The sequence below is a fragment of the Salinarchaeum chitinilyticum genome, from assembly GCF_055390775.1.
The window spans coordinates 1721628-1735489 of record NZ_AP043888.1 but is presented as its reverse complement, the minus strand read 5'-3'; the positions used below and the strand labels follow the sequence as shown (position 1 = coordinate 1735489).

Below are 13862 nucleotides of genomic sequence, written 5' to 3'. Positions count from 1 at the left end.
CGAGGACGGTGATTCAGTTCCGTCCTCGAAGCGCCAGCATCGCCGCGATCGCAGCGCCGATCGTCAGCACGAATCCGGGAGCTGGCTGGCCGCTGCCGCCGTCGTCGCCAGCACCATCGTCTGCGCCGTCGCTCTCCGAGTCAGCGCTTCCACCGGATTCGTCTGCGTCGCCATCTGCTCCGTCGTCATCCTCACCGTCGCTCGCACCGTCATCGCTGTCGTCACCCTCGTCAGTTCCGCTGCCATCGTCGTCGGTGCCGTCGCTGGATCCGTCGCCATCGTCGCCGTCGGCATCGGCGTCACCGTCGGATTCGCCGTCGTCACTTCCGTCTCCGTCGTCGGTGCCGCTTCCTCCGTCGCCGCTGCCGCCGTCGCCAGCACCGCCGCTTGGCGTCAGCTCCACGACGGTTCCGCTGCTGGTGGCGACGTAGCCGGCGTCGCTGCCGACTGCGGCTGGCGTCACGAGCGTGCCGTCGACGTCCGACGCCCACTGCTGGTCCCCGTCGTTCGCCGCGAGTCCGAGGACCTCGCCAGTGTCGGTGCTCGCGAGGACGGTCTCGCCGGCCGAACTGAGCTGCGGGCCGATCGTCTCCGCCGAGGGGACCGTCGTGGACCACTCCGCGTCGCCGTCGGCCGCCGCCAGTGCGCTGATCGAGCCGTTCGTCGACGCGACGACGACTTCGTCGCTGGCGATCGCTGGCGCCCACATCACGTCGGCCGGGACCGTGGCGCTCCACGACGTTGCACCACCGCTCCCGTACGCAGCGACCGTCCCGTTCGCGCTCGCGACGTACACCGAGCCGCCGTCGACGACGGGCGAGGTCAGTCGGGCCCCGTCGCTCGCGGCGGACTTCGTCCACACCGAGGAGCCGTCACTCGCGGCGACGGCGTGCAGCGTTCCGTCGGCCGCGCCAGCGTAGACGGTACCGTTCGCGACCGCGGGGGTCGTGGCAGCCAGCGAGGCACCGGCGTCGTAGCGCCACTGCTCTTGGCCGACCGTGCTGTGTGCGTACAACGTGCCGTTGGCCGTCGCGGCGTAGACGAGCCCGTCGTCGACGGCGACGGAGCCGGCGACGGCGTCGTCGAGCTGCTCGGTCCACGCCACCGCGCCGGTGTCGGCGTCGAGTGCGGTGAGCTCGTCGCCAGCCACGACGAAGATCCGCGCGTCGGTGACCGCGGGCGTTCCGGTGACGGAATCACCCAGGTCTCGGCTCCACCGCTCGCTGCCGTCGCCGTCGTACGCGACGACGGTCTCACCCGAGCCGACGACGATCCCGTCGTTCGTCACCGCCGGTTCGCTGGCGACGTCGCTGCCTGGCGTGGCGAGCTCGGCCGTGGACACGTCGTCGAAACCGGTGGCGCCGGGTGCGGCGCCGCTGTTGCCCGGGCCGTTCGCGTGGCTGTTCCACTGTGCAGCAACGGGCCCGACGGCGCTCGCGAGGAGCGTCACGCCAACGAGCGCCAGGACCACTGCGGCGAACAGCGTCCGCCTGGTTCCGGCCACGGTCGCACCGTCGCGATCGCGGCTCATTGGTCGCCCTCCGTTGCGTTCGTGGCGGCGTCACGGATCCTCCCGTAGTCCACCTCGCCGGCGGACAGCCCGATGCCCTCCGGCGCGTCGCCGTCCAGCCACGCGCCGGCGACCTGCCGGGCTTGTGCAGCCGAGAACGACGGCGTCTCGACGGTGACCGTGTTGCTCAGCGGCGTGTCGTTTCCGTCGCTGACGATGCCAACGACGCCGAACCGGTAGCGGGTCTGCGAGGAGAGCCCGGTGGCCTGGAACTCGGTCGTCCCGCCGCTGACGGTGCCGATTGCCGTGGATCCTTCCAGCACGGCGTACTGGTCGACGTCGACGCTGCTGGCGTCCCAGGACAGCGTGACGGCGGTCGCACTCGTCGCATCGACGCCGAGATTCGACGGGCCGCCGGCCTGGCTGTCGCCGGCGAACTCGTGAGTCAGCTGGTCGGTCTCGAGGGATTCGCCCGCCCGCTCGTACTGGAACGCGTAGTCGACGGTGTCGCCCGCCGACAGCGACCCCAGGACGACGTACCAGCTGCCCCCGTCGTCGATCAGCTCCAACGTCGTCTCATTCCCGCCGTTGCGCTTGACCGTCACCGACGCGTCCGTCACCCGTCCCTCGGGATCGAACCGCAGCTCCAGCGTCGACGGGCTGAGCTCCGTCGGCGTCTCGGTGTACGCCGCGAGCGCCACGGTCGTGTCGACGGTCGTCGTCGCTGCCGGCGACGCGTTGCCGGCGACGTCCACGGACTCGACTGTGACGTCGTGGGTCCCACCGGGCGATAGTCCGGAGACGACCGCCGACGTCGCGGTGACGCGTCGCGCCAGCGCGCCGTCGACGAAGACGTCGTAGTGCTGTACGTCGGCGTCGCCCGGCGCGCCCCAGGAGAGCGTCGCCTGGTAACCGGTCTGGCTGTCGACGGTCAGATCCGACGGGGCGCCGGGCGCCGTCTCGTCGTTCCGCAGATCCGACACGGACTCGAAGGCGTTCAGATCCGTGATCTTCCACCAGTTCGTGCTCGAATCGTCGCGTTCGACCAGGCGGAAGTACCGTCCGGTCACGCTGCCGAGGTCGACGATCATCGACGCCGCACCGTCGACCGTCGCAGCTGTCGTCCAGTTCGAGCCGTCGCTCGATAGCTGGACGTCCATCGTGGACGGCGCCTGTGGCTCGCCGATGTGGTCGATCGTGATCAGACCGACGTCGTGGGACTTGCCCATGTCGACCGTGTACTCGATCGCGGTCGTCTGGAACTGGATGTTGCTCGCCCAGTCCGATCCGGGGTCGCCGTCGATCGCGCGACCGCCGTCGGCGTCGTGATAGGCCGCCGTCGGCGTCACTGCCCAGTCCGAGCGGTCGATCGCTTGCCCGCGGCTGTGGGAGACCTCGAAGTGGTCCAGGTTGAACCCGCCCTGGGAGACGAATCGCAGGACGTGCGTCCCTTTCGTCAGTGGGACCTCCTCGACAGGCCCTTGCGTTTCGTAGGTACTCCAGTTGCCGGTGCCGGACGCGGAGACCGTTCCTGTGACGTTCACGCCGTCGACCTCGAGGTGGAAGTCGCCGCCGCTGCCGCCCGCACAGACGCGGTAGGCGACGTCGTAGAGGCCGGTCGCCGGCACCTCGATCGTGTACTCCATCCACTCGCCGTCGGTGATGTAGCCGACGTTGTAGTTGCTGTCGCTCGTCGCGCCGACGTCCACGTCGGTCTCGTCCCGGCGTTCGATCCCAGCGTCGTACAGGACGTTGACCTGATTTCCGGCAGTCGTGTCCGCGTAGGAGATGCCCTGGCCGCCGGTGTCGAACTCCTCGGCGTGGATGGTTCCGGGGAGTTCGATCGGCTCGTCGAAGGGTGCCTGGCCGGTCTCGTCGGCGGTCGTCACCGTGACCGTCGCCGCCGATCCCTCGTTGCCGGCGGCGTCGACGGCTCGCACGCTGACCTCGTAGGTCGTCGCCGCGGAGCGATCGTCGACGGTCGCCCACAGCTGGTCGGTCTCGAGGACGTCCGTGCCGTCGACCGAGACCACGTAGTGATCGACGCCGACGTTGTCGCTCGCGGCGTCCCAGGCGAGGTCGAAGGATCCCATCGTCCGTCCGAGTGCCCGGACGTTCGAGGGCGCGGACGGCGGCGTGCCGTCGTCCTCGGGGAGCTTCGTCGTCGCGGAAACCGTGGTCGTGCTCGACTCGTTGCCGAACGCGTCGACCGCGGCGACGCCGAACTCGTACTCCGTGCCACCGCTGAGCCCCTCCATCGTGGCGGACGTCCCCGCGGCCGTCGCGACGGGCGAGCCGTCGCGATAGAGCTGGTAGTAGAAGACGCTGCTCCCGGTGTCGCTGGCGGCGTCCCAGGAGAGGTCGACCGAGTACTCGCCGGGGGTCGCCGTCGGGTTCGACGGCGCGGTCGGCGCGGCGTCGTCGCCGCTGCCACCCTGTTCGCGGATCTCCAGGTAGTCCAGGTTGAACCCGCCGCCCTCGCAGTAGAGTCGGACGACGTACTCGCCGGCGCTGTCGAAGGTGACGGTGCCGAACTGGGTCGTCGAGAACGAGGTCCACGAGTCGCTCGTCGGTATCTCGTAGGGCCCGCCGATCGTCGAGCCGTCGACTTCGAGTCGGATCGGGCCACTCGGGGTTCCCCCGCCGTTCGCGAAGCTTCCGTAGACGTCGTACGTGCCTGCCGCGTCCACCGAGACGGTGTACTCTAGCCACTCGTACGTGGCCGTGTACGCGATGTTGTAGCCAGTCGGGGCGTCGGTGCCGATCGCGACGCTCGCGTTCGGCCGCAGACTCGCACTCGCTTCTTTGCCGGCGGTCGTATCGCGGTAGGCGACGTTCGAGCCCCCAGTGTCGAAGTACTCGACCTGGAGCCGCCCCGGCAGGGGCTGGGCCGTGTCGAAGTACGGCTCGTTCGTCGCCGAGGGGTCCTCCAGCGTGACGGTGATCGGATCGGACTGGTCGGACTCGTTCTCTGCGGCACCGCCGTTGACGGCGCTCACCGTCAGCGTGACCTCGCTTCCGGAGAGCCCGGTCAGCGTGTACGGCGGCTCGCTCGCTTCCGTGTGTTTCGTGCCGTCCACGTAGAGGTTGTAGTGGTCGATGCCGAAGTCCAGATCCGTCACGGCCGACCAGCCGAGTTCGACGGAGTCGGCGTCCCACTCGATCGCGAAGGGGACGTCGGGCGCGTCGGGAATTGCCGTGTCGGCGGTGTCGGTCGTCCCCGTCGTCGACGCCGCGCTGGATTCGTTCTCCGCGAGGTCGACTGCCGTGACCTCGATCGTGTACTGGGTGTCGACGGTGAGGTCGGTGAGCGTCGTCTCCGGTTCGGCAGCCTCCGCGACCTTCTGGCTCCCGTCACTACTGCCGTCGTCCAGATAGACGGCGTAGTAGAACAGGCCGCTCTCCTCGTCGGTGACGGCGTCCCAGCTGAGGTCGATCGAGTTGTAGGACGTGCCGTCGACGGCGAGGTTCGCCGGCTGTTCGGGCGCCGTGCCGTCCGGATCGTAGTGCGCGCTGGAGGAGTTCGCCAGCGTCTGTCCCGGATCGACCGTCATCGAGTAGCCGTCGCTGAACGATACGGTCGTCGACGAGCTACCGGCGTTGTGCGCGACGTAGGTGCGCTTGGAGCCGTCCGCGAACACCTGGTAGAACGGCGTGTCGGCGGTCACGTCGTCCGGCGTGCCCATCGCGTCGAGCGCGTGCGCGAACTGGTAGCCGGCGGGCCCGCTGTTGCCTCCGTCCTTGAGAATCGGGCCGTCGCTGGCCGACATCGCTCCGTCGGCGATCGAGGCGGCGTCGCCGGGGTTCGAGAGCGCCCGATAGCTCCACGCGGCTGCCTTCCAGCCGCCGAGGAAGTCCCCGTCCGGCGCGGCGGAAATGTCGGGATCGTTCGCCCGCGCGTCGAGCATCGCCTGCCAGTTGGCGTTTGCGTAGGCACGATTCCGTCCGAGGTAGAATGAGTGGCCGCCGGTCGGGATCCAGTTGATCCCGTAGTGCTCGATTGGATCCACCGGCGACCACCAGAGGTCGCGGTCGAAGCCGATGCCCCGGACCTTCGTCGCGTACTCGAACGTCGATTCCGGCGATCCAGCGAGCCCGGGATCGTCCACGTTCGCGCCCCAATTGTCGGGCTGGGTCGCGTCGTCGACGTCGAACCAGTACTCCCAGACGGCGTGGACCTCCTGCGTGTAGAGGAAAATCCCGGCGTCGCGGATGTCCGGGTTGTCGGTGATCTCGCCCCAGCGGATCATCGCGGCGTAGGCGTTGACCGCCTCGGAGGACGCTTCCTGGTTGTTGCCGTTCCAGGAGCCGAGCCCGCCGGCCCAGGAGTGGCCAGCGTAGGCGTCGAAGTTCCGCAGGAACGGGAACGCGTCCTTCGGCGCGTTCTTGGGCGTCTGGCCGTCGACCGTCGCGGTCGGGGAGCCGTCCCCGCCGTTGGTCGGGCGCTGCCAGTTGGCGTAATCCCTGATCAGCAGGTCCACCATGTCGCCGTACTCGTCGGCCCAGCCGTCGTTCTGTCTGGCCACCTCGCTCGCGGCGTAGACGAAGTAGCCGTAGTGGAAGTGGTGGTCGTTCATCTGCCGGGAGAGGAAGAACTCGCCCGACGGGTAGCCGAGCATCGTGCCCAGCGTCGGATCGTAGTAGAAGAGCTCCCTGGCGTCGCCGGCGTCGGTCGTCGTGTCGTAGGTGTCACCTGCGTGCGTGAACGCCGTCGCCATCGCGTCGAACCAGTGCTCGAGGCGGTCTTGCACCGCGTCCAGAAACACCGATGCGCTGGCGCCGCTGCTCGCGTGCTGCTGGGCGACCGGTGCGGCGACCGTGTTCCGGAACAGCGTCTTTCCGACCCAGTAGGTCGCTGCGGGCGGCTGCCACTCGGTGTAGGGGCCGCTGCCGTCCGCCGATGCCGTCGCGTCCGAATCGGTGATCAGCTGGTCGACGTAGCTCTGGAGGGAGTCGGTCGCACTCGCATCCAGCTGGTCGCCCGGCAGCTCCGGGAGGATCCCGCGGTAGGTCTTCGTCGTCTGGAAGCTCGTCCCCGACCACAGCTTCAGCGTTCCCTTCGCGGAGAACAGCGTCTGGCCCTCCTTCAGCCCGGCCTCGGAGTACTTGTACTGGTGGGGGAACAGCCAGGACAGCGCGCCCGACGCCGTCGACTCGGATTTCGCGTCGATCGAGTACTCGAAGGTCGTCACGACCTCCGACACGTGATTGCCGTTCTCGTCGGTCTGGACGTACTCCCAGTCGACCGTGGTGTCCGTGACGACGTTGTAGGCGTACTTCTCGAACTCCTCGATCGTCGAGGTGACGTCGTCGGGCAGCGGCGCGACGGACAGATAGCCCCCGTTGTCCTGGAGCCCGCTGGTCGTGATCGTCGTGGCGTCGAGCGTCCCGCTGTTGTCGACGCCGTCGAAGGTCACGTTCGCAGGCGCGAAGATTCCGTAGTGTTTCGTCTCGCCGCTCGCGGTCACGGTCAGCCCGAGGACGTTCCCGCCGTCGTAGAAGACGGCGGCGTTCCCGCCGTCCGGTCCGAGCGGATTGTCGTCGGCGTCGACGAGGGAGAACGCGGCCTCACCGCCCGCGTACTCACAGAAGGTGAACGCCGCGCCCTTGGTGAACGTCGCCGTCAGCGTCGTGCTCCCGCTGCCGTACTGGATCTCCGCGTGCCAGTCGCCGTAGCCGGCGAGGTGGCTCCCGTCGAACTCGTTGGTGCCGGCGTGGCCGACGTCGAGCCCCGGGCTCCCGTCGTAGTCCACGGAGACGTTGCCGGTCTCGGCTGGGTTCGATCCCCAGTCCGTCGCGTAGAACGTCCGGAACCCGTCGCCGTTCTCCTTCGAGACGACCATCTGCGGGACCGCGTTGGTCATCCCGAAGCCGTCGGCGTACGGTTCGATGTCCGGGTTGTTCGCGGCACCGATCAGCTCCCGGGTCCACCACCCGTTCGTCGGATACGGCGCGTCGACGTCGTCGGTCGCGAAGAGCATGTTTCCGCCGGGCGGATCGTTGACGCCGCCGGGCTGGGCCGTCGCGTAGCTCCCGCTGCCGACGGTCACCGCGTTCGCGTCGTCGATCGCCCCCTGTACCTCGTCGGCTGACAGTCCGAGGCCCGCTACGAGCCCCGCTGCGCCGAGTCCCTTCACGTAGTCGCGGCGCGAGAGTCCGAGTTCGTCCCCCGCCGATCGGTCGCCGTTCGCTGGTGTCGCGTCGTGCTCTGTCATGGATGCCTATCTCTACCGCGCGGTACACTCCCACATGCACCGTCTGTCAGGTGCAACACGTACGGGAGTAAAATATTTGCGAACCGACAAGAAAATCGGTAGCGAGATTGCGAGTGGCTGTACTCTAGGTCGCTAGAAAGCAGTAATACGAATTATCCAACGTACTGAAGCCCGACAGTAACCTTTCGTGTGGATCACTGCAACGCTGATACCAACGGAAAGGGCGACGAAATTTCGCAACTTCCGAAGTGATATATCGAGAATCAAAACTATTCGCCGTGCGAGTCGTACGCGACTTGTACGCGAGTCGCGCGCGAGCGCGCTCGACTTCGCCCGCCACCACCCCTCCAGTCACCGTTCGCCCATCGCTACCGTTTAGGGCCCGCTACTCCTCGCCACGACCATGACAGCGTATCCGCCGATCCGTGAGCTGCTCGCGGAATCGGCTGCCGACGACGATCCCGACCCGGCCGACGCGATCGAGTCCGGCGAGCGCAAGCTCGAGTGGGCGCGCCAGCACATGCCGATCCTCGCCGCGCTTCGCGAGGACGTCCGCGAGAGCCAGCCCTTCGCCGGCCACACGATCGGGATGGCGATGCACGTCGAGGCGTCGACGGGTGTCCTGGTCGAACTCCTCGCGGAGGGCGGTGCGGAGGTCGCCGTCACGGGCTGCAACCCCCTTTCGACCCACGACGACGTCTCCGCCGCGCTCGACGCGATCGACGGCATCACCAGCTACGCCCGCCGGGGCGTCGACGACGAGGAGTACTACGCAGCGATCGAGTCCGTGCTCGCCCACGAGCCGACGATCACCGTCGACGACGGGATGGACATGGTCGCTGCCGTTCACGAGGACTACCCCGAGCTGATCGAGACGATCGTCGGCGGCGCTGAGGAGACCACCACCGGCGTCCACCGCCTCCGCGCGATGGCCGACGACGGCGCGCTCGACTACCCCGTCTTCGCCGTCAACGACACGCCGATGAAGCGCCTGTTCGACAACGTCCACGGCACCGGTGAGTCCTCGCTGGCCAACATCGCCATGACGACGAACCTCTCCTTCGCCGGGAAGACCGTCGTCGTCGCGGGCTATGGCTACTGCGGCAAGGGGATCGCTGCGAAGGCCAGCGGCCAGAACGCCGACGTGATCGTCACCGAGGTCGAGCCACGCCGCGCGCTCGAGGCCCACATGGAGGGCTACGACGTGATGCCGATGACCGAGGCCGCCGCGGAGGGCGACGTCTTCGTCACCGCGACGGGCAACCGCGATGTCATCACCGAGGAGGCGTTCGCCGAAATGCAGGACGGCGTCGTCCTCGCCAACGCCGGCCACTTTGACGTCGAGATCGACCTCGAGGGACTCGAGGAGCTGGCGGCGGACACCTACGAGGCTCGCGACGGCGTCCAGGCCTACGAGATGGACGACGGCCGCCGGATCAACGTCCTCGCGGAGGGCCGACTCGTGAATCTCGCCTCGCCCAACGCCCAGGGCCATCCGATCGAGGTCATGGACCAGAGCTTCGGCATCCAGGCCGTCGTCGTCCGGGAGCTGATCGAGAACGGCGACGCCTACGACGCCGGCGTCCACGACGTCCCCGACGAGCTCGATCGGGAGGTCGCGGAGATCAAGCTCGCCGCCGAGGGCGTCGATCTGGATTCGATCTCCGACGCCCAGGCGGAGTACATGGGCAGCTGGGATCACGGAACGTAGATTCGGTTTCTGGAGCGAGGGTTGGTGTGAGTTGTTTCGGCGGTATCGCTTCGACAGCAAACAGCCAGGAAGCCCCCTCCCGCTCGCGCCCGCTCGCTCGCTGTGCGCGGCCTCGCTGACGCTCGGCCGTGCTTACTTCGCGAGCGAACGCGAGCGGTCGGCCCCTTCCAGTCCCACCCGGATTCTCTGGCGGTGTCTGAGCGCGGTGGATCCTCCGGCTGCTGTAGCCGGTGGCCGACCCAATGCACGCAGCTCCGTGGACCGTCCACCGAGCTATGCTCTTTGGAATCTACCACAGGGCGGGACTTCGGAAGGGGCCGACCGGTCGCGTCCTCCGACGAAGTAAGCACTGCAGCGAGCGAACGGAGTGAGCGAGTGAAGCGCGTGGTTCGAAAGAGCTTCGCTCTTTCGTCATCTCGAAAATCTTCGATTTTCGGCGACAGCGAGTCAGAGGTCGCGAGCGGGAGGGGGCTTCCGTAGCGGTTCACGGTCCGTTCAATCCAGACTGATCACCATCCAAAACAACTACAGTAGCTCCATCTGACCTCCCATCCGTGATCACGTTCGGCCAGAAGCTCGTCGCGCTCGCCGTCGTGTGCGGGCTGAACCTCGTCTTCCTCTCCTTGAGCTTCGCGTACGGCTCCGGATTCCTCCTGCTGATCGCGATCCTGTTCGCGTTCTCCTCCGCCGCGTTCGTCCTCCGGCTGCTCGCGGTCTGAGCGGTCGACTCGTCGCCGATTGCTCCAGCTCTCAGCTCTCACCTTCCCTCGCCGCTGCCCCACCGTTGAAGCCCCCGGCCGCGAAACCCCGGCGCATGACCGACGTGGAGATCATGGACGTACAGACGACGCAGGTCGACGCCGACTGGTCGTGGACCTTCGTACGGCTCTACACAGACACCGACCTCGTCGGCGACGGCGAGTGCTACTGGGGACCGGGCATCGGCGACGTCGTCGAGCATCTCGCGGACCGCCTGATCGGCGAGGATCCCCGCGACGTCGATATGCTGGTGGATCGGCTGTTCGAGTCGAGCCAGCACCTCGGCTCGGAGGCTGGCGTCGTGGCCTCCGCGATCTCCGGGCTGGACCTCGCGCTCTACGACCTCGCGGGGAAGGTCATCGAGGAGCCCGCCCACCGGCTGCTCGGCGGGCAGTACCGCGACGAAGCGAGAGTCTACGTCGACTGCCACGCCGGGATCCACCAGACCGCTGCACAGCGCGGCGAAGACGAAGAGATCGGCGACGACCCCTACGCGCCGGAAGCCTACGCCCAAGCCGCCGAAGCGGCCGTCGCCGAGGGGTTCGACGCCCTGAAGTTCGACCTCGACGGCGACCACCGCTACGAACGCGATCAGCGCAATCGCCAGCTCGACGGCCGTGCCGTGGAGTACCGCCGGCAGGTCGTCGAGGCGATCGACGCGGCGGTCCCCGAGCACGTCAACGTCGCCTACGACTGCCACTGGCGCTACGACCGGGACTCCGCGATCCGGCTCGCGCGTGCGATCGAGCCCTACGACGTCTGGTGGCTCGAAGACGTGGTGCCGCCCGAGAATCTCGACGTCCAGCGGGAGCTCACTCGCGCCACCACTACCACGATCTGCGCCGGCGAGAACCGCTACCGCACCCACGGCGTCCGCCAGCTGATCGAGGAGCAGGCGGTCGACGTGCTCCAGCCCGACGTCCCGAAGTTCGGCGGCATGCGCGAGTCCGTCGACGCCGCCCGCGCCGCGGACGACTACTACCTCCCCGTCGCGCTGCACAACGTCTCCTCGCCGCTGGGGACCGTCGCGGGCGCCCACGTCGCCGCCGCGATCCCGACCTTCCTCGCGATCGAGTTCCACGGCCGCGACGACGAGCACTGGGCTGACTTCGTCGAAGAGGACGGGATCATCGCCGAGGGAGCGATTCCGGTGCCGGAGGAGCCCGGCCTCGGCGTTACCTTGAATCTGAATGCCATCGAGACGCACATGGCCGACAGCGAAACTCTCCTGGATCCGGCGTAGCGGCGTCGATCCGAATTCCGCGGCCCGTGGCGTTATTCCGCTCCGCCGCGTTGCGTTCGTATGTCCACGGACGCCCTCCCCGCCGCTGCCGGTATCGGCCGCGTTTCTCTCCGCGTCGCAGATCTCGCGGACGCTACAGCGTTCTACGAGGACGTACTCGGCTTCGAGCGACTCGACGCGGCGACGGTCGCCGGTGCGGCACCGCCAATCGACGGCGATCGCGCCGTCCTCGGTGTAGCCGGCGAAGCGCTGCTCGTCCTCAAGGAGGCACCCGACGCATCGACTCGCACCCCCGCCCAGGCGGGTCTCTACCACGTCGCAATCTGCGTCCCCGACCGCCCCGCGCTCGGCGCAGCGATCGCCCGCCTCCAGCAGCGGGATCTGATCGACGGCGCCGCCGATCACGGCGTCAGCGAGGCGATCTACTGTCGCGATCCCGAGGGCAACGGGCTCGAGGTCTACGTCGACCGCCCGCGTGCGGAGTGGCCGATGCAGGGCGACCGCGTCCAGATGGTCACCGATCCGCTCGACCTCGACGAACTCGTTGGGCTCGCCGACGCGAAAGTCGGTGACGACGCGGGGACTGGCGACGGCCCGGAGACCGATAGCAAACTCCCGGCGGGGACGACGATCGGCCACGTCCATCTGGAGGTCACCGACCTCGATCAGACGCACGACTTCTACGCCGACGGGCTCGGGATGGCACTTCGCCAGCGGATGGGCGACCAGGCGCTGTTCCTCGCCGCCGGCGAGTACCACCACCACGTCGGCGCGAACACCTGGCGGCGCCGTTCGGAGCCCGCGGGCGAGGACGCGCTCGGACTCGCGTGGTTCGAGGTGGTGGTCCCCGACGAGGGAGCGCTCGAGGCTGCCGAGACGTCGCTACGGGAAGCGGGCCACGACGTCGAGCGCGACCACGACGGCGCCGTGCTCGCCGTCGCCGATCCCGACGGAATCGGCCTCCGGCTGCGCGTCGACGACGCGATCGCGGCTCCCACCGGCGAGTAGGCCCGACCGGCAGTGATCGTCTGGTGTCGTGGGGGATTCCCCCGCGACGAATCGCCCGGCCCGATCAGCGCTGCACCTCTACTTCACTCACGTCCACGCCGAAGCCATCCGCGAGCCGCTGTCTCACCACCTCGTCGGGGGGTTCGTCGCCCAAGCGCTGGACGTCATCGACGACGCGAACCCGCGCCCGGACGTCCACGGAGAGGTCGTTGAGCCCGGGCTGCAGGCCCGCCACGTCGACGGGCTCGACGACCTCCACGCCGTCGACGCGGGCGAGCTGTGTCTCGGCGCCGTCGGCGAGCGTGCCGTCGGCGTCCCGGGCGACTTTGACCGTACAGTTCACCGTCGCATCGACCGCTTGCTGGCTGGTAGCCATAGACCCCCGGCGCGAGTCGAACGCGCGCCATCCGGCCGAGCACGTCGAACGGGCTCCGGCGGATGGATCCACGTAGCGGGGGCGATCGCCACGGCTGCCGACGGCAGGTGATCCAGACGAACCGGCGGCTCGCGAGTGGCGAGGAACGTCGGCAGCCACCGGTCGGCGAGCGGACTACGGAACTCGGCGACTGGTCGGCGTGACCGACGTGAAAACGTCGTCAGCGCTCGCCCGCTCCGGGGCGAACGTGGGTCCCGTCACGCCGCGGGCGTGACGACCAACGCGACGAGATTGCGGGACCGAAAGTGGGTGGGCCAGGAAATCGGGGCAATACTCCCCGAAAGAGCGGCCAGGGCGTCTCCGTTTGGAGTGGCCCCACCGGCCCGCTCTACCGCCCCGGCATACCCGCCGGCAAAATGCATACCTGCGGCTGCCTTCGGGGCAGCGAGCAGGTCTCGGCGGGCGCGGGATACGGTCGTCATCTGGTCACCACGGACGCCGACGCGGGTGGGCGTCCAAGCTACCAGCATCTGTTACCGGTTGAATAATAAAATTTGTGATAGAATGAGACGTGTTGACGTGGCACGAGGGCGTGCGCGCCTGGGTGCCGATAGCCCGTCCAGCGGGGTCATATTCCGGCAGCGAGCACCCAGTAGGCGCCCGCCCCGACGAGTAGCGCTCCACTGCCGATCACGATCGCGACGACCGGGCTGCGTTCTTCGAACTCCGCTTCCCACGTTTCGCGATCACGCAGAAGCGCCTCCCGACCGCTCGTGACGGCGAGACCGAGTCCACCGATCGACAGGAGCGCTGCGATCGGTGATACGTCGGTCGGTCCCGAGGCCTCGAGCAAGCGCGGCAGCTGTCCAGCGACCATCGCGAGCCCACAGATCACCAGCGAGCCGTAGAACAGTTCGAAGCGACGGCGTTCGAGCGGGGTCGGGAGGGCCATAACGGTTCTTCGTTCGGACGGCGACCCCGTAAACGCAGCGCACCCGCTGTCGATCACGGGTGCTGGACGGCCGGAGAACCAGATTTAT

At 68.2% G+C, this 13862-nt stretch carries 9 protein-coding genes; 5 read left to right on the top strand and 4 right to left on the bottom strand.

Features of this window, described 5'->3' with window-relative positions; all coding sequences use genetic code 11:
- Nucleotides 1–13 precede the first annotated feature (13 nt).
- Together ACZ5KP_RS08420 and ACZ5KP_RS08415 are read right to left on the bottom strand one after the other, a co-directional pair.
- Complete coding sequence (locus ACZ5KP_RS08420; RefSeq protein WP_460922478.1) at nt 14–1531, bottom strand: outer membrane protein assembly factor BamB family protein; 1518 nt, start codon at nt 1529–1531, stop codon at nt 14–16.
- Nucleotides 1528–7725, bottom strand: coding sequence for a fibronectin type III domain-containing protein (locus tag ACZ5KP_RS08415; protein WP_460922480.1), 6198 nt, complete (start codon nt 7723–7725; stop codon nt 1528–1530). The genes ACZ5KP_RS08420 and ACZ5KP_RS08415 overlap by 4 nt, the downstream gene beginning before the upstream one ends.
- A 403-nt stretch (nt 7726–8128) precedes the next feature.
- Here ACZ5KP_RS08415 and ACZ5KP_RS08410 point away from each other — a divergent pair, with 403 nt between their 5' ends.
- The 4 genes from ACZ5KP_RS08410 (at nt 8129) to ACZ5KP_RS08395 (ending at nt 12446) form a co-directional block, all read left to right on the top strand.
- Nucleotides 8129–9436, top strand: coding sequence for an adenosylhomocysteinase (locus ACZ5KP_RS08410; protein ID WP_460922482.1), 1308 nt, complete (start codon nt 8129–8131; stop codon nt 9434–9436).
- 554 nt (nt 9437–9990) lie between these two features.
- Nucleotides 9991–10155 carry a hypothetical protein gene (locus ACZ5KP_RS08405; protein ID WP_460922484.1) on the top strand — a complete coding sequence of 55 codons (165 nt, stop codon included), beginning with the start codon at nt 9991–9993 and terminating at the stop codon, nt 10153–10155.
- Between the two features lie 95 nt (nt 10156–10250).
- On the top strand, nt 10251–11438 hold the full coding sequence (locus ACZ5KP_RS08400) for a mandelate racemase/muconate lactonizing enzyme family protein (RefSeq protein ID WP_460922487.1): 1188 nt from the start codon (nt 10251–10253) through the stop codon (nt 11436–11438).
- 60 nt (nt 11439–11498) lie between these two features.
- Nucleotides 11499–12446 carry a VOC family protein gene (locus tag ACZ5KP_RS08395; protein ID WP_460922489.1) on the top strand — a complete coding sequence of 316 codons (948 nt, stop codon included), beginning with the start codon at nt 11499–11501 and terminating at the stop codon, nt 12444–12446.
- Between the two features lie 64 nt (nt 12447–12510).
- On the opposite strand, the gene ACZ5KP_RS08390 is transcribed toward ACZ5KP_RS08395, so the two are convergent.
- On the bottom strand, nt 12511–12822 hold the full coding sequence (locus ACZ5KP_RS08390; protein ID WP_460922491.1) for a hypothetical protein: 312 nt from the start codon (nt 12820–12822) through the stop codon (nt 12511–12513).
- A 62-nt stretch (nt 12823–12884) separates the two neighbouring features.
- On the opposite strand from ACZ5KP_RS08390, the gene ACZ5KP_RS08385 reads away from it, so the two are divergent.
- Nucleotides 12885–13025, top strand: coding sequence for a hypothetical protein (locus ACZ5KP_RS08385; protein WP_460922494.1), 141 nt, complete (start codon nt 12885–12887; stop codon nt 13023–13025).
- Between the two features lie 425 nt (nt 13026–13450).
- Here the strand turns inward: ACZ5KP_RS08385 and ACZ5KP_RS08380 are convergent, their stop codons facing one another.
- A complete protein-coding gene (locus tag ACZ5KP_RS08380) occupies nt 13451–13774 on the bottom strand; it encodes a hypothetical protein (protein ID WP_460922496.1) in 324 nt (107 codons plus the stop codon).
- Between the last annotated feature and the right edge of the window lie 88 nt (nt 13775–13862).

Bases quoted from the DNA above. Each gene is read 5' to 3' on its own strand.
- ACZ5KP_RS08420 (WP_460922478.1), bottom strand. From the start codon at position 1,531: ATGAGCCGCGATCGCGACGGTGCGACCGTGGCCGGAACCAGGCGGACG.
- ACZ5KP_RS08415 (WP_460922480.1), bottom strand. From the start codon at position 7,725: ATGACAGAGCACGACGCGACACCAGCGAACGGCGACCGATCGGCGGGG.
- ACZ5KP_RS08410 (WP_460922482.1), top strand. From the start codon at position 8,129: ATGACAGCGTATCCGCCGATCCGTGAGCTGCTCGCGGAATCGGCTGCC.
- ACZ5KP_RS08400 (WP_460922487.1), top strand. From the start codon at position 10,251: ATGACCGACGTGGAGATCATGGACGTACAGACGACGCAGGTCGACGCC.
- ACZ5KP_RS08395 (WP_460922489.1), top strand. From the start codon at position 11,499: ATGTCCACGGACGCCCTCCCCGCCGCTGCCGGTATCGGCCGCGTTTCT.
- ACZ5KP_RS08390 (WP_460922491.1), bottom strand. From the start codon at position 12,822: ATGGCTACCAGCCAGCAAGCGGTCGATGCGACGGTGAACTGTACGGTC.
- ACZ5KP_RS08385 (WP_460922494.1), top strand. From the start codon at position 12,885: ATGGATCCACGTAGCGGGGGCGATCGCCACGGCTGCCGACGGCAGGTG.
- ACZ5KP_RS08380 (WP_460922496.1), bottom strand. From the start codon at position 13,774: ATGGCCCTCCCGACCCCGCTCGAACGCCGTCGCTTCGAACTGTTCTAC.